Below are 19,193 nucleotides of genomic sequence, written 5' to 3'. Positions count from 1 at the left end.
TCGGCGCGTTTCAGGCGGCTGGCTCAGGACGAGAGGGCCGCGTCGGCGAGGAACTCCCGCTCGGGTTGAAGCTGACTGACCTCCGACCCGGCGGAGGACGCTTTGGCTGTCGATTTCACGGCCGGCGCTGCGGAGATCAAGAGCTTCGGGGCGGACGCTGTGCTGATCATCGGCTTCAGCGAGTCAGCCACGGTGATCCGCGCGCTGGCGGACGCGGGCGTGCTGCTGCGGCATTGAGCCACTGAACCTCCAACGGAGAGCGGCCGCACCGGATGGCCGGAGCGATCCGCCTGGTCCCCCTGGCAGCAGAGAGGTCTCCAACTTCATCCGAAGATCCGTCTGCCAATGGAGGCTCGGATGAAGACCGAGGTTAGAATCGCCCCGGAATCCTCCGGAGGGGCGGGAGGCGGATGCGGGTCGTCGGGCGGCCGATTGACCAGTTCATCGAAGACCTCCACGCTTGATCAGTTCGCTTCCGTCCGGCCCCCCACGGGCCGGCGCGGTGGCTGACTGGTATGCGGCAGCCGGAGAGGACACACGACCCCCCATGGCGACGCGATACAACCCACCGCCGAACTGGCCCGCGCCCCCGGCCGGGTGGACGCCCCCGGCCGGCTGGACGCCGGACGCGGCGTGGGGCCCTCCGCCTCCTGGGTGGCAGCTCTGGGTCGACGAGGAGATCCCCCTGTTCGGGGCCCGCGGCAAGGCGCGAGAGTTGGCCGCCGAGAACGGTGAGCTGCAGAAGAAGCTGACCGCGTGGCATGCCGAGGCCACCAAGCTGCAGGGCCAGCTCAACCAGCGCCAGGGTGAGCTCACCCAGCTGCGAGGCGAGCACGACCGTCTGCAGTCCGAGATGCGGCGCCTGGGACAGATGGCGGCGTTCGAGCTGGAGCAGTACCGCGACCGGCTGACGCAGCAGACAGCCGAGCTCGAACAGCGAGTGGGCGCGCTGAGCCAGCAGGTGGTCGTCACCGAGGAGACCGTGCTGCTGCAGGAAGCCGGGGTGTACGAGTACCGGCACCCGCTGACCGACGCCGTCGCCTACCAGGGCAAGCTCGCGACCGTCCAGGACCGGATCAAGGCTATGGCCATGAAGGATGGCGGCGCCGTCCAGGCGGACACCCGCGTAACCATCTCCGGTTCCGAGGCCAAAGGACGGGCCATGGTCCGGGACTACTCGAAGCTCATCCTGCGCGCCTACAACGCCGAGGCCGACAACCTGGTTCGCGGCCTCAAGCCCTACAAGGTGGACTCGGCCATCGAGCGCCTGAACAAGGTGGCGGAAACGATCGCGCGGCTGGGCAAGTCGATGGACATCCGGATCTCCAACGACTACCACCGCCTGCGCAGGAAGGAGCTCGAGCTCACCGCGGACTACCTGGCGAAGGTTGCCGAGGAGAAAGAGCGGGAGCGGGAGGAGAAGGCGCGCCTGCGCGAGGAGCGGAAGATCCAGCAGGAGATCGAGCGCGAGCGCGCCCGCCTGGAGAAGGAGAGGCAGCACTACGCCAACGCGCTCGCCGCACTTCAGGCCAAGGGTGACGCCGAGGGCGCCGCCCAGATGCAGGAACGCCTCGCCGAGGTCGAGGCGGCGGTCGACGCCGTGGACTATCGGGCCGCGAACGTCCGCGCCGGGTACGTCTACGTGATCTCCAACATCGGGGCGTTCGGCGAGCATATGGTGAAGATCGGCATGACCCGGCGACTCGACCCGCTCGACCGGGTGCGAGAGCTCAGCGACGCCTCGGTCCCGTTCAACTTCGACGTGCATGCCCTGTTCTTCTCCGAGGACGCCGTCGGCATCGAGACCCAGATGCACACCCGCCTGGCGGACCGTCGCGTCAACCTCGTCAACCAACGCCGCGAGTTCTTTCACGTCGCCCCTCAGGAGGCCAAGACGCATTTGCTCGCGCTGACCGGCAACCTCCTGCAGTACGACGAGGTGCCTGAGGCCCTGGAGTACCGGCAGAGCCTCACCAGCGCGCGGGTGGAGCCGGTGAGCGGCACCACTAGCGCGGCAGCCGGCGACGGCCCCAACGCCTGACCGGCCAGCTTCGCCCGGCTCCACTAGCCGCCGCCCGCGCCCTGCCCGCCGGCCGTGCGTTGGCGGGCAGGGCGCGTGTCTACGGCTCCCCGAAGTAGCCCTCCTCCTCGCCGAGCAGCAGCGGCACGTCGTAGACCGACATGTCCGGCCGGGCCCGCGCGTACCGCACCCGGTGCCGCCACCGCCCGTGCTCGAACGCGACGTCGGCGTTGATCTCTGCCACCACCGTCGGTTCCATCTGCACGTACCGCAGCGGATCCGGCCGCTCCAGCTGCCCCGACCAGGACACGGACGGGCAGCAGCAGCCGCGGCGGCGACGTGAGCGCGAGTCGAAGGGTGGCGCGCGAGACGCCGAGGTGGAGGGCATCCGTGACTCTGCTGAGCGGGCCGTGCGGGCCGGTGAGCTGATCAACGTCCGGCATCAGTCGATTGGCTACCTATCCCGGATCCGGCGGGAGGCCATGGACGAGATGGTGGCCGCCGGGCTGAACCACAGCCAAATCGCTGACCGGACCGGCCTTACCCGGCAGCGAGTCGGGCAACTGCTCGCCGCGCCGCCGGCGGAGCCGATTCTGGTGCCCGAAGACGAGTGATCACGGAGGCGGCCAGTAGGGGAGCGGTGGACGGATCGTCGCCTCTCGCCGGCGACCGGCCGGCCGTCGCGGTGTTCGAGGTGCCGACCCCGCATCGGGTCGGCGCGCGGCTGCGCTACAACGGCGGGCCTCGACGAGATCTGGCTAGCGGTGCGCGTTTTGGCGTCGTTCGACAAGCCGACCAACTGACGAGCGTGTCGCGCCGGAGTGCGTCACTCATTCACGATAACGTTCCTTCTCGTGAATGAGATTGAGGCCCGGGGGAGCGCCGAACCAACCACCTTCATCGATCCGGACGAGCAACTGTCGGAAGCGGCGCGGCGGCGCATCCGCGAGTCGGTGCCCGCGTCGACGCGGCGGGCCTACGCCGGGGACTGGCGCCGCTTCACCCACTGGTGCGACGACCACCAACGATCACACCTGCCGGCCACCGCGGCGACCCTGGCCGAGTACGTCTCGCACCTCGCCGACGAAGGCAAGGCCGCGTCCACGATCGAGCGCGCAATGGCGGCCATCACCGTCGCCCACGCCGCCGCCGACCTCCCGCCGCCCCACACCCGGCCGGCGCGCGCGGTGCTGCGCCGGCACCGCACCGAACTCGCAGAGGCCGGCCGAGGCGTGCGCAAGGCCAAAGCGGTCACCGTCACCGCGCTGCGGGCGATGGTCGACACCCTCGATAGGACCACCCTTGCCGGAGTGCGCGACCGGGCCCTGATCGTCGTCGGCTTCGCCCTCGGCGCCCGCCGCAGCGAACTCGCCGCACTGAACATCGCCGACCTCACCTTCACCAGCGAGGGCCTGCACGTCACCATCCGCCGCTCCAAGACCGACAAGGAGTCCGTGGGCCGCAGCACCGCCCTGCCCTACACCTCCCGACCAGCCACCTGCCCCGTACGCACCATGCAGGCATGGCTCGACGCCCTCGCCGCCCACGACCAAACATCCGGACCGGTGTTCCGGCGCATCGACCGCCACGGAACCCTCGGGCGCACCCCCCACGGCCGCGGCGACACCACCGGCCGCATCACCGGCCAAGCCGTCGCCATCATCGTGCGCCGCACCGCACTACGCGCCGGCCTCGACACCGCCAGCGCCTTCACCGGCCACTCCCTGCGCCGCGGATTCGCCACCGAAACCCACCGCAGCGGCAAGAACCCCCTGCGCATCGCCCGCCACGGCGGATGGAAAGACGGCTCCGCCACCCTCGCTGGCTACATCGAAGACGCCGACCAGTGGCAAGACAACGCCCTCACCGACGTCGGCCTCTGACCCGTCGCACCGCACTGGTCTCGACCTGGCGCACCGCCGACGACACGAACTGCGGGAACAACCAGCAGAGCCAAGACAGCAGCTCCCACAGGCACCAGCACTACTGCCCGCTCATCACCACGGTCAAGTCCGGCGCTAGACACGGCACGTCACACACTCGATCCCGCCGGTTGTCGGGGCCCTGCTCTGGGGCCCGATCCATGACCGATACCCTGCTGCGCTCGCTCCGCGAGCGCATGCTCGACGAATCCGAGCCGCTTGCCGGGCTGCTGCGTAAGTGCCTTCTCCTCGGCGCCGAGACCGGTTCCGAGACGCCGCGACTGGGCGCGCAAGGAACTCAACGGCTACGCGTCGGAGGCTGACGCCAAGGATGCCGTGCAGGAGACGATGTACAAGGCCGACCGGCGGTGGGGGACCATCAACAACCCCGAGGCGTCGGCACGGGTGACCCGCATCCCGCGCGTAAGCCGCGCGCGTCGGCACGCTAGACACGATTCCGGTCGACGACAGCGCGGAGCACACCCCGCACCGCGCGTGCAGCCGAATCGTCACGCCGCCACGGAAGGTGCAGGGGGCCGGGCCGGATGCAGCTTCGGTGGCCCAACTTAATGAGAAGACTAGAGAGATGGCCCAAGTTATTGAGAATGGCCCAGGTCAAGTGAGAAACGACACCTCCTACCGAACGCGGTAGAGGCCAGAAAACCCCCGCCGCTTCTGATTCGATAATGTACATTATGTAAAGTCACGTGATCTGGAGGTCCCCTCCTCGGGGGCGGACAGGTGCTGCTCGATCAGCGCGACCCGCTCGTGCACCGGGCCGGCCGGCACGTCGACCAGCCGGTGCCCGTACGCCGCGTACACCTGCTCGTGCATGTGGGCGAAGGCCAACGACTCGGCGTAGTCGATCTGGCGTGCGGCCGTGCGCGTGACGAAGCCCAGCGGGCCGATCAGAAACACCAGCGGCTGGTACAGCTTCTGACGGAGGATCAGATCCAGCTCGGCGGCGAGGGCGGGCCCGACCGGCCGTCCCAGGTGGCGAGCCAACGCGAGGGTGCACAACGGTGACCGGTCATGGATCTGCAGGTCGCCGTTCGCGTCGGCCGCAACGCGGCGGCGGCGCTGGAGTCGGGCGACGGCGTCGACGAATTCCGGCTCCCGCCAGGGTTCGACGCATCCCTGCGCCTGTCGGGCCGCGATGATGTCGGTGGCAGCCTCCGGGACCACCAGGTGCCCACGGCGGCGCAGCGCCTGGATCAGTGTGGTCTTGCCGGCTCCTGGGGCTCCCGTCAGGACATAGCGCCTCGGTTGGGCCACCGCGCTCCCCCTCTCCCCCTTGCCAGTGAACGCGAAAAAGCTGCATAATATGCCTTATGCATGACAAACAGGACGACTCGCTCGAGGTGCTGATCGAGGAGTTCCTGACCGCACGGGCGACCCGCAAGCCCTCCCCGCACACCCTGGCGGCGTACCGGCGGGACCTGCGGGCGGTGGCCGCCCTGATCGCCGAGGACGTCACCACTCCCCTCCCCCGTGCCGCGCTGTCGATCACCGATCTGTCCCCCCGGGTGATGCGGGCCGCGTTCGCCCGGTTCGCCGCGCCCCGCGCGCCCGCGTCGGTACACCGGGCCTGGTCCACCTGGAACAGTTTCTTCACGTTCCTGGTGGCGGACGGGGTCGTGGCCGGCAATCCGATGCCGGCGGTCGGCCGGCCCCGGGCCCTGCTCCCCCAGCCGAAGCCGCTGCGCGGGGCGGACACACCCGAGCTGCTGCTGGCCTCGGCCGCGCGCGACGACGGCCGGCAGCGCGACCCGTGGCCGGAGCGGGACGTTGCGGTGCTGGCGGTGGCGCTCTGCGCGGGGCTGCGGCTGTCGGAGCTGCTGGCGCTGCGGGTCGGCGCACTGGCCGGTCGGCCAGGTGAACGGCGAATCGAGGTGGTCGGCAAGGGTGGGCGGCCCCGGGTGGTGCCGATCGAGGCGGACCTGGACCGGGTGCTGGTGGACTACCTGGACAGTCGGGTCCGGCGCTTCGGGTCGCGGTCGGTACGCCCGGACTCGGCGTTGCTGGTGGACCGGCGGGGCGAGCCGTTGCGTCGCGGTGGGCTCCAGTATCTGGTGGAGTCGTGTTACCGGCGGGCGGGGATCGGTGACCGGGTGCCGCGCGGTGCGCGGTTGCACGCGCTGCGGCACACGTTCGCGACGCGGCTGGCCGAGGACGGTGCGAGCGCGGCGGAGATCATGCGGTTGCTGGGGCACGCGTCGTTGGCGTCGTCGCAGACGTACATCGAGGTGACGGCCGATCAGCAGCGTGACGCGGTGCGGGCCAACCGTACCAACCGGGCGCTGGCCGCCCTGGTGCCGGTGGACCAGGCGCGGTGAGCGCCGTCAGTGGGCCCGGTGGTCGGTGTCGTTGGCGGTGGTGGGCAGTGGGCCGAGCACCGCGTTGATGATGTGGATGCGTGCGTTGGTGGCCTGGTAGTCGGCGCACACCGCGTCGGCCCGGTCGGCGAGGCGGGCGGTGGGTCCGGTGCGGGTGACGGTGGCGGTGGCGCCGTCGAGGGTGGTGGTGGCGCCGGCGGTCACCAGTTCGTCGATGGGGTGGGCGCCGGCGATCAGGTGTGCCTTGAGCAGGGTGCGCAGCTGGTCGGTGTGGCGGGCCATCAGGTCGTCCCAGTTGTCCTCGGAGAACTTGGCGGCGAAGGCGTCGTCGGAGGGCGCCAGGATGGTGATGCCGGTGCCGGTGGGCAGGTCGGCGAGGACGCCGCTGGTGCGCAGGGCCGCCTCGAACGTGGTGAGGGTGGGGATCCACCGCAGCGCCTGGTCGACGGGTTGGCCGGCGAGGAACGTCGGGTTTCCGGGTTCGGTGCCGGTGGGCAGGGCGGCGCAGAGTGGTCCGGTGACCTGGGGTGCGCTGGTGTTGTGCGGTGGCTGCACGTCCGTTGTGGACCCGGCGGGGGTGCCGGTGCAGGCGATGGTGGCCAGCAGCAGGGCCGGCACGAGGAGGCGGAGAGCGCGAGACCGGGGGCGGGTTGTCTGCGGCACGGCGGACTCCACGGGTCGGGGGTTGGCGGGTGCGGTGTGCCGGCGGCGCGGGGCGTGGTGCCCGCACCGCCGGCACACCGGCTCGGCTAGCTGACGGTCACAGTGCCGCGCACTGGGTGGTGCGCGGACCGTGCACGGTGTTGGCCACGCCGAGGTTGATCGGGGCGGGGCTGTTCGCGGTGCAGCTGAGCGGGCCGCGGATGGTGCTGCCGGCCAGCAGGGGTGCGTCGGTGCCGGTGGTGTTGCCGGACAGGCTGACCGGGCCGGCGATCGTGACGTCGATGATGGAGACCGCGTCGGTGGTGCTGGTGATCTGGACCGGGCCGTTGACGGCGCTGTCGGCGAGGACGATGCCGGCGGCGCGGGTGGCGCTGACCGGGCCGCTGATGGTCGTTCCGGTCGCGACGAGCGCCGCACCGGCCCGGACGGTGACCGGGCCGTTGATGGTGGCGTCGGCGGCGCAGGTGAAGCCGGAGACGACCAGTGGGCCGTTGCGTCGGCCGGTGAGGGTCGGGTAGATGCGTTCGCCGTCGGTCAGCTTCTCCACGCCCTTGGTGTCGAGCAGCAGTGGGATCAGGCCGCGTTCGGGCTGGTTGAGGGGTACGTACCAGCCGTCGCCGGTCTTGATGACCTTCCAGCCGTGTGCGGCGATGCGCTGTGCCACGGTGGTGCCCACGCCGCCCGGTCCGTCGGTGCGTGCGCCGTTGTACTGCTCGTCGGTGAGCCTGTAGGCGCACGGGGCGTTGTCGAGGATGAGGTCGGCCCGGGGCGCGTCGAGCGGCGGAGGGCTGTCGCCGGGGTGCGGGGCGGGGTGGGCGGGGATCGGTCGGGAGCCGCGGAAGACGAGGCGGCCGGTGTTGGCGGCCTGGATCTCGATGGCTTCGGCGCGGGAGGTGAGGATCTGGCCGCGGTCGGCGCGGTGGTAGTCGAGGAACTGGTGGAAGGTCCACAGGGCCGAGTAGGTCTTGCGGCGCCGGTTGTTGGCGGTGTTGCCCTCGTCGGGTCGGGTCTGGCCGCCGGAGCTGCGCAGTTCCAGCAGCGAGTTGGCGACGTTCTTGAGCCCGAGGGTGTTGCGCAGGATGGTTTCCTCGCTGAGGCCGACGTTGCCGCCGCCTTCGCAGCCGTAGGGGCAGGCCCACCAGCCGGCTTCGGCGCCCTTGGCGTACATGTGGCCTTCGATCATGTCCTGGGACTGGTCGAAGATCGGTTGGGCGACGTTCTGGTGTCGGGGCGGCAGCATCGGCAGGTCGCCGGCGCGGGAGTTGCCGTACTCGTGGCCGTCGTAGCCGGCGACGGGTCGGTAGTCGCGGACCATCTTGATGTACGCGGCGGTCTCGGGTTGGCGGATCAGTGAGTAGTCGCGGTTGAGGTCCTGTCCGGTGGAGTTGCCGCGGGTGTTGGCGGCCCGGCCGTCGCCGTTGATGGTGGGGACGATCAGGACGGTGGTGTGGCTGAGCAGGTCGGTGATGCGGGGGTCGGTGCTGAAGGCGAGTTGCCGGGCCATGATGAGGCAGGCCTCGCGGTCGCCGGGCTCGTTGCCGTGCACGTTGCAGTTGATGGCCACGGGTGCGGTGGCGGCGACGGCGGCGGGGGTGGCCGGCGGGGTGGGGTGGCCGATGACCAGCATGTTGACGGGTCGGTTCTGGACGGTGCGGCCGAGTTCGACGACGCGGACGCGGTCGCTGAGGGCGTCGATGGCGGCCGTGTAGGCGTACTCGTCGGTGTCGCTGGTGTACTGGGCGGCGTGGGTGGTCTCCCACTGGGTGCGCAGTTGCTCGCCGGGGGTGCCGGGGTTGCCCCAGGGCACGGTGGTGGCGGCGACGACCGGGGCGGAGTAGGGCTGTTCGGTGGTGCCGGCGCGGGCGCGTACCCGCCACTGGAACGTGTCTCCGGGGTTGAATCCGGAGTCGGCGAAGGTGGGTGACCCCTGGTTGATCTGGCGGTTGGGGCGCCAGATGCCGACGATGGTCGGTGCGCCGGTGGGGGTGCCGTTGGCGTCGACGGCGGTGCGTTCGATCTGGTAGTCGGTGGCGCCGTCGACGGGTTGCCAGGCGAGGGTGGCGTACCCGTCGGCTTGGCGGACGGTGAGGGCGGCGACCTGGTTGGGTTCTGCCGCGCTCTGGGCGTTTGCGGGGCTTGGTGCGGTGGTGAGGGTGACGGCGAGCAGGGCGGACACGGCGATGAGGGTGGACCGCTGGGGTCTCATGTGGCCTCCGACTGGTTGATCGTGGCGCGCGTATCGATCAGCATTCTCGTCGGAGATCGTCAATGCAAAGATCTTGAGGGAATCTTGCGGCTGGGCCCGGGCTCGGCGGCGGTGTCGGTGAGCCCACCCTAGACACCGGGACCGCCGTGGTGGGGCCGTACGGGGTGACGGTCTCAGCCCAGGTCGACCAGCAGGGGCCGGTGGTCGGAGATGGTGGACAGCGGAGTGGTGACCGCGCGTACCGGTGGGAGCTGATCGAGGGCGTGCCGGTCGGCGAGGATGTGGTCGAGTTGGACGCGGGGTTGCCCGGCGGGGTAGGTGGGGCGCCGGCCCAGGGGGTGCCAGCCGGAGATGAGCCGGGCCGCGCCGGCGGGCAGGTTGAGATCGCCGAGCAGGACGTGGGGGGCGGGCAGCGCGCGTAGGGCGCGGACGGTCTGCCGTAGTTGGCGGGCGTTCCAGCCGGGGACGAAGGACAGGTGGGTCGCGGCGACGGTGAGCGGGCCGTGCGGGGTGTCCAGGACGGCGGCGAGCACGACGCGGGGTTCGTCGTGCAGCAGGACGAGGCCGCCGCCGGGGCCGGGCACGTAGACCGGGGAGCGTACGGGTGCGGGCTTGAGCCGGGTGACCTGCCAGCTGCGGACGGGGTGGCGGCTGATCAGGCCGATGCCGTAGCAGGGTTCGCCGTGGCCGTCGTCGTCGTGGCGCAGGGGGCGGAACCGTTCGCCGGGGGTGCCGACGACGGCGGCGGCGAAGCGGTGGTGGGGTGCGTCGAGGGCGCGGGCGGCGATGGCGGTGAGGTCGAGGTTGCCGCTGCGGCTCTGGTCGCGGTCGACCTCCTGCAGGGCCAGCACGTCGGCGTCGAGGGCGCGCACGGCGGCGGTGAGTCGGTCGGGGTCGACGAGCCCGTCGGTCAGGGATCGTCCGTGCAGCACGTTGAAGGTGGCCAGGCGCACTCCTGCACCCTACGTCCCCGTGGCAGGGTTGCCGGGTGGTGAAACTGCTGCTGTGTTCGGTGCTGGTGTTCGTGGCGATGGGCGCGTTGGGGGTGTGGTTGCGGCGGGCGCGGGGTCGTTGAGGTGCGGGCGCGGGAGTGAGGCTGGCCACTTCGGTGCGGGCCGGGCGGGTGGGGGTGGGGAGAATTGCCGCCCGTGGACGCCGTATCGCTGAGCACTCTCCTGGCCGCCGCGGCCCTGGCCGGCTGGGTCGACGCCGTGGTCGGTGGTGGTGGTCTGCTGCTGTTGCCGGCGTTGCTGGTGGCCGCGCCCGGGCTGCCGGTGGCCACCGCGCTGGGCACCAACAAGCTGGCCGCTATTTTCGGCACGGCCACGGCGGCGGCGACGTACGCCCGGCGCACGAAGGTCGACTGGCGGGTGGCGGGGCCGGCGGCGGGGCTGGCGGTGTTCAGCGCCGGGGTGGGTGCCGCGCTGGCCGGTGCGGTGCCGGCGTCGGCGTACCGGCCGGTGGTGCTGGTGGTGCTGGTGGCGGTGGCGGTGTTCGTGCTGCTGCGGCCGCGGCTGGGGGTGGTGGCGGTGCCGCAGCGGCGGACGCCGGTGCGGGTGGCGGTGGTGGTCGCGGTGGCCGGGGTGGGTGTGGCGCTGTACGACGGGTTGATCGGTCCGGGCACCGGCACGTTCCTGGTGCTGGCGTTCACCGCGCTGGTGGGTGCGGACTTCGTGCACGGCTCGGCGATGGCGAAGGTCGTCAACGCGGGCACGAACCTGGGTGCGCTGGTGGTGTTCGGGGTGACCGGGCACGTGTGGTGGCTGCTGGGAGCGGGGATGGCGGTGTGCAACATCGCCGGCGCGGTGCTGGGGGCGCGGATGGCGTTGCGCCGCGGGTCGGGGTTCGTGCGGGTGGTGCTGCTGGTGGTGGTGGTGGCGTTGGTCGCCAAGCTCGGCCACGACCAGTGGTTGGCCCGGTGAGCCGGCGCTGATGGCGGTGCGCGCGGAGCACGACCGGGCGGTCCTGGCGGAGCTGCTGGGGCGTGATCCGGTGCTGCACGCCTACCAGTTGGGCGACCTGGACGACTTCTTCTGGCCGTACACCTCGTGGTTCCGCCGGGGTGAGCAGGTCGCGTTGCTGTATCACGGGGTGGATCCGCCGACGCTGCTGGCGTTCGCGGCGCCGGCGGACACCGCGCCGCTGGCGGCGTTGCTGGCCGAGGTGGCGCCGGTGCTGCCCGCCCGGCTGTACGCGCACCTGTCCCCCGGGCTGACCGACGCCCTGGCCGGGTCGTTCCGGCTGGAGTCCGGTGGCCGGCATCATCGGATGGCGTTGACCGACCCGGCCCGCCTCGCGCTGGTACGCCCGGCGGGCGTGGTGCTCGGCGCGGCGGATCTGCCGCCGCTGCGCCGGTTGTACGCGCGGGCGTACCCGCAGAACTGGTTCGATCCGCGGATGCTGGACACCGGGCAGTACGTGGGGGTGCGTGACGGCGGTGAGCTGCGGGCGGTGGCCGGGGTGCACGTGTGGTCGCCGGCCTACCGGGTGGCGGCGTTGGGAAACGTCACGACCCATCCGCGCTGGCGTGGGCGGGGTCTGGGCGCGGCGGTGGTGGCGGCGCTGTGCGTCCGGCTGCGCGAGTCCGTCGAGCACGTCACGTTGAACGTGAAGGCGGACAACGCGGCGGGTGTGCGGTTGTACGAGCGGGTGGGTTTCACCCGGGTCGCCGAGTACGACGAGTACACGCTGACCGCCTGGTAGGCGGCGGGAGGTCAGCGGCGGCGGCTGGGTGAGTCGAACCGGCCGGCGCGGATCTCGCGCAGGGCGCGGCGGCGGATGTCCCCGCGCAGGGTGTCGACGTAGAGGGTGCCGCGCAGGTGGTCGGCCTCGTGTTGCAGGGCGCGGGCGAGGAAACCGCTGCCGGCGATGGTCAGTGGCTCGCCGTGCTGGTCGACGCCGTGGGCGGTGGCGTGCATGGCCCGCTGGGTCGGGAAGTACAGGCCGGGGATGGACAGGCAGCCCTCCTCGTCGTCCTGGCGTTCCTCGGACAGTTCGATGGTGGGGTTGATGAGGTGGCCGCGGTGCCCGTCGGCGTCGTAGACGAACACCTGGGCGCTGACCCCGATCTGCGGGGCGGCGACGCCGGCCCGGCCGGGTGCGCCGAGAAGGGTGTCCATCAGGTCGGTGACCAGGGCGCGCAGTTCGGCGTCGAAGGTGGTGATCGGCTCGCACGGGGTGCGTAGCACGGGGTCGCCGATGATCCGGATGGGCCGCATGGTCATGTGGGTCAGCGTATCGCCGGTGGCGGCGGGGTCAGCGTCCGGCCAGGGTGGCGCGGATCGGGGCGGTCTTGGCGGCGGCCTCGGCGACCTCGGCGGTGGGGTCGCTGTCCCAGGTGATGCCGCCGCCGGCCCAGGTGTGCATCCTGGCGCCGTCGGCGGCGGCGGTGCGGATGGTCAGGCCGAGGTCGATCCGGCCGGGGGCGACCCAGCCCAGCGCGCCCATGCTGGCGCCTCGGCCGACGGGTTCGAGGGCGTCGATCTGGGCCAGGGCGGCGAGTTTCGGGGCGCCGGTGACCGAGCCGCCGGGGCAGGTGGCGCGCAGCAGGTCGGCCAGGCCGAGGCCGTCGGCGACGGTGGCGCGGACGGTGGACTCGGCCTGCCACAGGTCGCACCAGCGGCGTACGGCGAACAGGTCGTCGACGCGGACGGTGCCGGTGCGGGCGATGCGGGCCAGGTCGTTGCGTTCCAGGTCGACGATCATGATGTGTTCGGCGCGTTCCTTCGCGCTGGCGAGCAGTTCGGCGCGGCCGGCGGCGGTGGCCGGGCGGGTGCCTTTGATGGGTCTGGTGGTCAGTTGCCCGCCGGTGACCTCGACGAGGGTCTCCGGGGAGGCGCAGCCGATCGCCCAGCCGTCGCCGGTGAGCACGCCGCCGTAGCGGGCGCCGGGCAGCGCGCCGAGGCGGCTCAGGGCGGGCAGCGGGTCGCCGGTGTATCGGGCGGCGGCGTGGCCGACGAGGTTGGTCTGGTAGACGTCGCCGCGGCCGATGGCGGCGCGGACCGCGTCGACGGCGTCGGCGTGCTGGCGTGGGGTCCAGCTCTCGGTCCACGCACCGAGCCGCCAGGGCGCCGGCGGGCCGGGTGGCGTGGCGCGGGTGGGGCCGTGGTCGTAGACGACGACGGCGAGGTCGGGCAGGGCGGGCGCGGGGTCGGGCGCTTCGGCCGGGGCGCCAGCCAGCTGCGCTCCGGCGGCGGCGGACAGGTAGAGCGCGGCGCCGTAGGCGCCGGTGGCGGGGTGCGCGGTGACGGGCCGGGTCAGGTCGTGCAGCGCCAGGCCGTGCGCGGCGAGGAACTCCTCGGCGAGCGCGGCGGGGTCGCCGCCGTCGGCGCGGCGCCACTGCAGGCGGGCGCGCTCGACGAGCGCGCCCCGGCAACCGGGCGGCGCCGCGGGTGCATCGACCAGCACCTGTGGGAGCGTTTCCACGCCGTATGGCCCAACCTTCCTCATCCGTTCAGTGGATTTCCGGTGGACCGGACCGGCACCTGCTCGATGCTGGACACTTTCGCTTGGTACTGTGCGTCACTGGTCATGTGAACCATGACACAGTGCCCCCACAGTCCGGAGAACCCGATGTGCCAGCACCAACCGACCTGCCCCTCCGCCGAAGCCATCGACCGGGAAGCCGCCCGCGTCCTCGCCTGCTTCCCTGAGCAGGGCTGGAGCCTGCTCTGCAACGGTGTCATCGTGTTCGAGGACACCGGCGAGCTGCTCCCCGACGGCAGCAGCATCGCCCCGCACCGCGGCCCCGCCCGACACGCCCTCGTGGCCTGATCGACCACCCAGCGTCACCGAATCGCCGCCGTCGACCCAGGCTAGTCCCCCGGTACGGGACGTCCCCGCCCAGGTCGGCGCGGCTGCCGGGGCGGCCACACCGCCCACCCCGGCACCCCGCCGTCAGTCCTCGAAGGCCTCCGGCGACGGGCACGAGCAGACCAGGTTCCGGTCGCCGTACGCGCCGTCGATCCGCCGCACCGGCGGCCAGTACTTCCCGGCCCGGTCCACCCCGGCCGGGTACGCGCCCACCGACCGCGGGTACGGGTGCGGCCACTCGTCACCGCTGACCATCGCCGCGGTGTGCGGCGCGTTCGCCAGGGGGTTGTCCCCGGCCGGCCACCGCCCCGAGGCGACCTGGTCGATCTCCGCCCGGATCGCGATCATCGCGTCGCAGAACCTGTCCAGCTCGGCCAGGTCCTCGCTCTCGGTCGGCTCCACCATCAGCGTCCCGGCCACCGGGAACGACATCGTCGGCGCGTGGAAGCCGTAGTCGATCAGCCGCTTCGCCACGTCGTCCACGCTCACCCCGGTCGCCTTCGTCAGCGGCCGCAGGTCCAGGATGCACTCGTGCGCCACCAGGCCCTTGTTGCCGGCGTACAGCACCGGGAAATGCCCGCGCAGCCGCGCCGCCACGTAGTTCGCGGCCAGCACCGCCACCCCGGTCGCCCGGGTCAGCCCGGCCGCGCCCATCATCCGCAGGTACGCCCACGGGATCGGCAGGATCCCCGCCGACCCGTACCGCGCCGCCGAGATCGCCGGCGTGGCGTCGACGTGCGCGCCCAGCGGGTCACCGGGCAGGAACGGCGCCAGGTGCGCCCGCACCGCCACCGGACCCACACCCGGACCGCCGCCGCCGTGCGGGATGCAGAACGTCTTGTGCAGGTTCAGGTGTGACACGTCCGCGCCGAACTTGCCCGGCTTGGCGAACCCCACGAGAGCGTTGAGATTCGCGCCGTCGACGTACACCTGCCCGCCGGCGTCGTGGACCTTCGCGCACAGTTGCGCGATGCCCGTCTCGTACACCCCGTGCGTCGACGGGTACGTCACCATGATCGCGGCCAGCGCGCCCCGGTGCTTGTCGATCTTCGCGTCCAGGTCCACCAGGTCGACGTTGCCGTCGTCGTCGCAGGCCACCACGACCACCCGCATGCCGGCCATCACCGCCGACGCCGCGTTGGTGCCGTGCGCCGAGGAGGGGATCAGGCACACGTCGCGGTGCGCCTCGCCGCGGCTGCGGTGCCAGGCCCGGATGGCCAGCAGCCCGGCCAGCTCACCCTGGGAGCCGGCGTTGGGCTGCACGCTGACCGCGTCGTAGCCGGTCACCTCGGCCAGCCACGACTCCAGCTGCCCGATCAGCTCCCGGTACCCGGCGGTCTGCGCGTCCGGGGCGAACGGGTGGATGTGCGCGAACTCCGCCCAGCTGACCGGCTCCATCTCGGTGGTCGCGTTGAGCTTCATCGTGCACGACCCGAGCGGGATCATCCCCCGGTCCAAGGCGTAGTCGAAGTCCGACAGCCGCCGCAGGTAGCGCAGCATCGCCGTCTCCGAGTGGTGACTGCGGAACACCGGGTGGGTGAGGAAGTCGCTCGTGCGGCGAAGACCGGTCGGCACCGCCGGGTCGACGCCGCCGTCGAACGTCGGCACGCCGAACGCCGCCCACACCGCCGCCAGGTGCTCGACGGTGGTCGTCTCGTCGCAGGAGACACCAACCCGGTCGGCGTCGACCAGCCGCAGGTTGACGCCACGCTCGGCGGCGGCGGCCACCACCTCGGCGGCCGCGCCCGGCACGGTCGCGGTGACGGTGTCGAAGAACGCGACATCGGCGACCCGCACCCCGCCGGCGCGCAGCCCGGCCGCGAGCCGCGCCGCCATGCCATGGGTACGCTCCGCGATGTCCCGCAGCCCGTCCGGGCCGTGGTAGACGGCGTACATGCCGGCCATCACCGCGAGCAGCACCTGCGCGGTGCAGATGTTGCTGGTGGCCTTCTCCCGCCGGATGTGCTGCTCGCGGGTCTGCAACGCCAGCCGGTAGGCAGGGTTGCCGTCCGCGTCGCGGGACACCCCGACGAGACGCCCGGGCAGCATCCGCTCCAGGCCAGAACGGACCGCCAGGTAACCGGCGTGCGGCCCACCGAAGCCCATGGGTACGCCGAAGCGCTGGGTGGTGCCGGCGGCGATGTCCGCGCCGATCTCCCCCGGCGCGCGCAGCAGCGTCAAGGCCAGCAGGTCCGCCGCGACGGTGACCAGGGCGCCGACGGCGTGCGCGGCCTCGACAAGCGCCGCGTGATCGCGTACCGCGCCGGACGCCCCCGGGTACTGCAGGTGCAGGCCGAAGAACTCACCGGGCAGCTCATCGCGCTCCACGTCGACGACCCGCACCTCGATGCCGAGCGGCTCCGCCCGGCTGGTGATCACCGCGATGGTCTGCGGCAGCGCGTCGGCGTCGACCACGTACACCGCGCTCCTGCTCTTCGACGCGCGGCGGGCCAGGGTCATCGCCTCCGCCGCGGCGGTGCCCTCGTCGAGCATCGACGCGTTCGCGGTGGCCAGGCCGGTCAGGTCGGTGACCATGGTCTGGAAGTTCAGCAGCGCCTCGAGGCGGCCCTGGCTGATCTCCGGCTGGTACGGCGTGTACGCCGTGTACCAGGCCGGGTCCTCCAGCACGTTGCGGCGGATCACCGCCGGGGTGTGCGTGCCGTGGTAGCCCAGCCCGATCATCGACACCGCGACGGTGTTGCGCGCCGCCAGGGCCCGCAGCTCGGCGATCGTCTCGGCCTCGGTGGCCGGGTCCGGCAGGTCCAGGGTGCCGTGCCAGCGGATCACCTCGGGGATCGCGGCGTCCATCAGCTCGTCGATCGAGCCGTGCCCGACGACCTCCAACATCCGGCGCTCGTCGTCCGGGCCGGGACCGATGTGACGGGTGGCGAACTGCTCTACGGTCATGGGGGGCGCTCCCGGGACGAGGTCGACGGATCGGCCTCCCCCTCTGTCGCACCCGCAGGGTGCTCCACAGTGCCTGCCCACGAGGTCCTTTTGCCTGAGAGGTTCCGGGGAGGATTTGCCCCTTCGGCGCCGCCCCGGGTGCTGTCGGGCGGTCTCTCCCACGTGGGTGGTACCGGCATGGTCAACGCTACCAGCGCCGGTGTTTCCGGCAGATGTCCGACCCCGGGCCGGCGTCACACCCCGGCCGGGGTCACCACCGCCGCGCCGCCGGTGACCCGTTCGGCCAGCGCCGGCAGCAGCGCCCCCAACGGCGCGTCGACGCGCAGGGCGCCGTACCCGTCACCCCGGGTCGGCCCCTGATTGACGATCGCCACCGGAATGCCCCCTTTCGCGGCCCGGATCACGAACCGACGCCCCGACATCACCGTCAACGACGACCCGAGCACCAGCACCGCCCGAGCCCGCTCCACCAGCGCGAAGCAGTGCGCCACCCGCTGCGGCGGCACCGTCTCACCGAAGAACACCACGTCCGGTTTCAACATCCCGGTGCCGCAGATCCCGCAGTCCACCGGCCGGAACGCGGCCACCTGCTCATCGGGGAGATCCACGTCACCGTCCGGGTTCACCGCGGCGACCCGGGCCACGAAATCCGGGTTGGCCTCGCGCAGCCGCCGGTCCACCTCCTCCCGGGAGGTCAGGTTGCCGCAGTCCAGGCAGGTCACCTCGTCCAGGCGGCCGTGCAACTCGACCACCGACCCGCTGCCCGCCGCGCCGTGCAACCCGTCGACGTTCTGCGTGATCACCGCGTCGACCAGGCCGGCGTGCTGCAGCCGCGCCACCGCGCGGTGCCCGGCGTTCGGCGCCGCCCGGGCGATCAACCGCCACCCCAGGTGGCTGCGCGCCCAGTAGCGCCGCCGCGCGACCGGATCACGGGTGAACGCCTGGAAGGTCATCGGGGTGTGGCGGCGGGCCACGCCGCTGGGCCCCCGGTAGTCCGGAATGCCCGACTCGGTGGACAGGCCGGCCCCGCTGAGCACCACCACCTGACCACCGGCCAGCAGCGAGGTCAACGCGTCCAGGCTCTCCGTCACCCCACCATGCTGCCTCAACGCACCCGCCGCCGCCGAACCCCCGCGGGCCTGTGGTGGTGACTACACCGCGACGATGTCGGCGATGACGCAGGCGATATTGTCCGGCGCCCCTGCGGCGTGAGCCAGATCGATCAGTCTCCGCACCGTGTGCTCGGGATCGGTTGCCGCGCTCAGCGTCGACCGCAGATCGGCCCGGTCGACGACGGCGGACAGCCCGTCGGAGCACAGCAGGTACCGATCACCGGGCAGGGCGGTGCGAAGCGCAAGATCCGCTTCGACCCGCGGGCCGCCACCGAGGGCACGCACCAGCACAGCGCGCTGAGGATGCGCGGCGGCCTGGTCGCGGTCGAGCCTGCCCTGATCCACCTGGGCCTGCACCCAGGTGTGGTCCTGGGTCAGCAGGGACAACTCGCCGTCGCGCAGGAGGTAGGCCCGGGTGTCACCGATGTGCACGAGGGCCAGCTGTGAGCCGCTGCGCAGCAGCGCGGTCAGCGTGGTGACCGGCTGGTGGTCACCGGTCGCCAGCCCGCGCACGGTGCGGTCGGCGTCGGTGACCGCACCGGCGAGCATCGTCAGCAGGTCAGCAGCCGGCGCATCGGCGAGTTCCAACGGTTTGATGGAGTCGATGGCGGCAGCGCTGGCGGCAGCGCCGCCCGGTCCTCGCATGCCGTCAGCGACGGCAAGCAACCGCTCGCTGGCGTACGCGGCGTCCTCGTTGCTGTCACGCACGATCCCGGTGTCACAGCCGGTGGCGTAGCGGACGGCAACGGTGGAATTCGGTTGACACATCGTGGTGCCCCCTTCGGACAGGTGGTCCACGAGGATGGTGGCGAGCCGGGCGCGAGCCGCGGTGTCGGCCGACACCTGCTGCCAGTACGCGGTGATCGCCTCAGCCGCGGCCGTGGGCTCCAGGCCACAGACGACGCGGATCTCCGCCAGTGGCATGCCGATGCGACGGAGCTGGGCGACCAGCCGGGCCAACGGCAGCTGAGCCGGGTCGTAGAGCCGGTATCCGGACTCGGGATCGACCGCGGCCGGCGGCAGGACCCCCACCTGGTCGTACAGGCGCAACGCCTTCGGCGTCAGTCTCGCCGCCTGGGCGAACGCCCCGATGGTCAGCAGCCCCACGTCGACATCCTCCTCGTGCCGGTCTCGGCGACCGGCACACACCAGGCTGGGGGTTGCCCGAAGGTCAAGGTCAAGGGACCTCAGCCCACGAACCCGACTCGCTCAGCA

Annotated in this window: 18 protein-coding genes, 1 pseudogene and 1 riboswitch; of the genes and pseudogenes, 9 read left to right on the top strand and 10 right to left on the bottom strand. The window is 72.1% G+C overall.

The annotated features are described in order from the left end of the window. Positions 1 to 75: 75 nt before the first annotated feature. Both KBX63_RS28575 and KBX63_RS28570 read left to right on the top strand, forming a co-directional pair. Positions 76 to 237: pseudogene (locus KBX63_RS28575) on the top strand (amino acid ABC transporter substrate-binding protein); the annotation flags it as partial. A 478-nt stretch (positions 238 to 715) separates the two neighbouring features. Beyond that, positions 716 to 2,041, top strand: coding sequence for a DUF4041 domain-containing protein (locus KBX63_RS28570; RefSeq protein ID WP_247663495.1), 1,326 nt, complete (start codon positions 716 to 718; stop codon positions 2,039 to 2,041). Between the two features lie 79 nt (positions 2,042 to 2,120). Here KBX63_RS28570 and KBX63_RS28565 read toward each other — a convergent pair whose 3' ends face one another. Then, positions 2,121 to 2,285 (bottom strand): hypothetical protein, encoded by a 165-nt coding sequence (locus KBX63_RS28565; RefSeq protein WP_210916588.1) that lies wholly within the window; start codon positions 2,283 to 2,285, stop codon positions 2,121 to 2,123. A 112-nt stretch (positions 2,286 to 2,397) separates the two neighbouring features. On the opposite strand from KBX63_RS28565, the gene KBX63_RS28560 reads away from it, so the two are divergent. From KBX63_RS28560 to KBX63_RS28550, 3 genes are all read left to right on the top strand, one after another. Beyond that, the gene (locus KBX63_RS28560; protein WP_210916587.1) at positions 2,398 to 2,634 is read left to right on the top strand and encodes a hypothetical protein; all 237 of its coding nucleotides are present in this window, start codon (positions 2,398 to 2,400) and stop codon (positions 2,632 to 2,634) included. A 240-nt stretch (positions 2,635 to 2,874) separates the two neighbouring features. Then, complete coding sequence (locus KBX63_RS28555) at positions 2,875 to 3,903, top strand: site-specific integrase (RefSeq protein WP_210916586.1); 1,029 nt, start codon at positions 2,875 to 2,877, stop codon at positions 3,901 to 3,903. Positions 3,904 to 4,103: 200 nt separating this feature from the next. Then, entirely contained in the window at positions 4,104 to 4,265 is a 162-nt protein-coding gene (locus tag KBX63_RS28550; RefSeq protein WP_210916585.1) for a hypothetical protein, read from the top strand. Positions 4,266 to 4,635: 370 nt separating this feature from the next. On the opposite strand, the gene KBX63_RS28545 is transcribed toward KBX63_RS28550, so the two are convergent. Further along, the gene (locus KBX63_RS28545) at positions 4,636 to 5,217 is read right to left on the bottom strand and encodes an AAA family ATPase (protein ID WP_210916584.1); all 582 of its coding nucleotides are present in this window, start codon (positions 5,215 to 5,217) and stop codon (positions 4,636 to 4,638) included. A 56-nt stretch (positions 5,218 to 5,273) separates the two neighbouring features. On the opposite strand from KBX63_RS28545, the gene KBX63_RS28540 reads away from it, so the two are divergent. Then, positions 5,274 to 6,278, top strand: coding sequence for a tyrosine-type recombinase/integrase (locus KBX63_RS28540; protein WP_210916583.1), 1,005 nt, complete (start codon positions 5,274 to 5,276; stop codon positions 6,276 to 6,278). 6 nt (positions 6,279 to 6,284) lie between these two features. Here the strand turns inward: KBX63_RS28540 and KBX63_RS35610 are convergent, their stop codons facing one another. From KBX63_RS35610 to KBX63_RS28525, 3 genes are all read right to left on the bottom strand, one after another. Next, positions 6,285 to 6,941, bottom strand: a complete 657-nt coding sequence (locus KBX63_RS35610) for a fasciclin domain-containing protein (protein WP_210916581.1) — start codon at positions 6,939 to 6,941, stop codon at positions 6,285 to 6,287. A 97-nt stretch (positions 6,942 to 7,038) separates the two neighbouring features. Then, complete coding sequence (locus tag KBX63_RS28530; protein WP_210916580.1) at positions 7,039 to 9,147, bottom strand: M14 family zinc carboxypeptidase; 2,109 nt, start codon at positions 9,145 to 9,147, stop codon at positions 7,039 to 7,041. A gap of 173 nt (positions 9,148 to 9,320) precedes the next feature. Beyond that, positions 9,321 to 10,100 (bottom strand): endonuclease/exonuclease/phosphatase family protein, encoded by a 780-nt coding sequence (locus tag KBX63_RS28525; RefSeq protein ID WP_210916579.1) that lies wholly within the window; start codon positions 10,098 to 10,100, stop codon positions 9,321 to 9,323. Between the two features lie 195 nt (positions 10,101 to 10,295). Here KBX63_RS28525 and KBX63_RS28520 point away from each other — a divergent pair, with 195 nt between their 5' ends. Together KBX63_RS28520 and KBX63_RS28515 are read left to right on the top strand one after the other, a co-directional pair. Beyond that, positions 10,296 to 11,069 (top strand): sulfite exporter TauE/SafE family protein, encoded by a 774-nt coding sequence (locus KBX63_RS28520; RefSeq protein WP_210916577.1) that lies wholly within the window; start codon positions 10,296 to 10,298, stop codon positions 11,067 to 11,069. 10 nt (positions 11,070 to 11,079) lie between these two features. Then, on the top strand, positions 11,080 to 11,850 hold the full coding sequence (locus KBX63_RS28515; RefSeq protein WP_210916574.1) for a GNAT family N-acetyltransferase: 771 nt from the start codon (positions 11,080 to 11,082) through the stop codon (positions 11,848 to 11,850). An 11-nt stretch (positions 11,851 to 11,861) separates the two neighbouring features. On the opposite strand, the gene def is transcribed toward KBX63_RS28515, so the two are convergent. Together def and KBX63_RS28505 are read right to left on the bottom strand one after the other, a co-directional pair. After that, a complete protein-coding gene (def, locus tag KBX63_RS28510; protein ID WP_210916571.1) occupies positions 11,862 to 12,371 on the bottom strand; it encodes a peptide deformylase in 510 nt (169 codons plus the stop codon). 31 nt (positions 12,372 to 12,402) lie between these two features. Continuing rightward, positions 12,403 to 13,596, bottom strand: a complete 1,194-nt coding sequence (locus tag KBX63_RS28505; protein WP_210916569.1) for a chorismate-binding protein — start codon at positions 13,594 to 13,596, stop codon at positions 12,403 to 12,405. A 123-nt stretch (positions 13,597 to 13,719) separates the two neighbouring features. Here KBX63_RS28505 and KBX63_RS28500 point away from each other — a divergent pair, with 123 nt between their 5' ends. Beyond that, a complete protein-coding gene (locus KBX63_RS28500; RefSeq protein ID WP_074310192.1) occupies positions 13,720 to 13,920 on the top strand; it encodes a DUF5999 family protein in 201 nt (66 codons plus the stop codon). Between the two features lie 123 nt (positions 13,921 to 14,043). On the opposite strand, the gene gcvP is transcribed toward KBX63_RS28500, so the two are convergent. The 3 genes from gcvP to KBX63_RS28485 all read right to left on the bottom strand — a co-directional run bounded on the left by gcvP (position 14,044) and on the right by KBX63_RS28485 (position 19,085). Continuing rightward, the gene (gene gcvP, locus KBX63_RS28495) at positions 14,044 to 16,866 is read right to left on the bottom strand and encodes an aminomethyl-transferring glycine dehydrogenase (RefSeq protein WP_210916566.1); all 2,823 of its coding nucleotides are present in this window, start codon (positions 16,864 to 16,866) and stop codon (positions 14,044 to 14,046) included. A gap of 72 nt (positions 16,867 to 16,938) precedes the next feature. Continuing rightward, positions 16,939 to 17,037: riboswitch (glycine riboswitch) on the bottom strand. A gap of 62 nt (positions 17,038 to 17,099) precedes the next feature. Then, positions 17,100 to 17,957 carry an NAD-dependent protein deacetylase gene (locus KBX63_RS28490; RefSeq protein WP_210916564.1) on the bottom strand — a complete coding sequence of 286 codons (858 nt, stop codon included), beginning with the start codon at positions 17,955 to 17,957 and terminating at the stop codon, positions 17,100 to 17,102. 60 nt (positions 17,958 to 18,017) lie between these two features. Then, positions 18,018 to 19,085: a MerR family transcriptional regulator gene (locus tag KBX63_RS28485; RefSeq protein WP_210916561.1), complete on the bottom strand. Its 1,068-nt coding sequence runs from the start codon at positions 19,083 to 19,085 to the stop codon at positions 18,018 to 18,020. Between the last annotated feature and the right edge of the window lie 108 nt (positions 19,086 to 19,193).

This window comes from Micromonospora sp. U21 (assembly GCF_018070045.1).
Taxonomy (GTDB): Bacteria; Actinomycetota; Actinomycetes; order Mycobacteriales; family Micromonosporaceae; genus Micromonospora.
This window is presented reverse-complemented; position numbering and strand designations above follow the sequence as displayed.

Coding starts and splice junctions, on each gene's coding strand:
- def (WP_210916571.1), bottom strand. CDS start 12,371: ATGACCATGCGGCCCATCCGGATCATCGGCGACCCCGTGCTACGCACC.
- KBX63_RS28505 (WP_210916569.1), bottom strand. CDS start 13,596: ATGAGGAAGGTTGGGCCATACGGCGTGGAAACGCTCCCACAGGTGCTG.
- KBX63_RS28550 (WP_210916585.1), top strand. CDS start 4,104: ATGACCGATACCCTGCTGCGCTCGCTCCGCGAGCGCATGCTCGACGAA.
- KBX63_RS28500 (WP_074310192.1), top strand. CDS start 13,720: ATGTGCCAGCACCAACCGACCTGCCCCTCCGCCGAAGCCATCGACCGG.
- KBX63_RS28530 (WP_210916580.1), bottom strand. CDS start 9,147: ATGAGACCCCAGCGGTCCACCCTCATCGCCGTGTCCGCCCTGCTCGCC.
- KBX63_RS28515 (WP_210916574.1), top strand. CDS start 11,080: ATGGCGGTGCGCGCGGAGCACGACCGGGCGGTCCTGGCGGAGCTGCTG.
- KBX63_RS28540 (WP_210916583.1), top strand. CDS start 5,274: ATGCATGACAAACAGGACGACTCGCTCGAGGTGCTGATCGAGGAGTTC.
- gcvP (WP_210916566.1), bottom strand. CDS start 16,866: ATGACCGTAGAGCAGTTCGCCACCCGTCACATCGGTCCCGGCCCGGAC.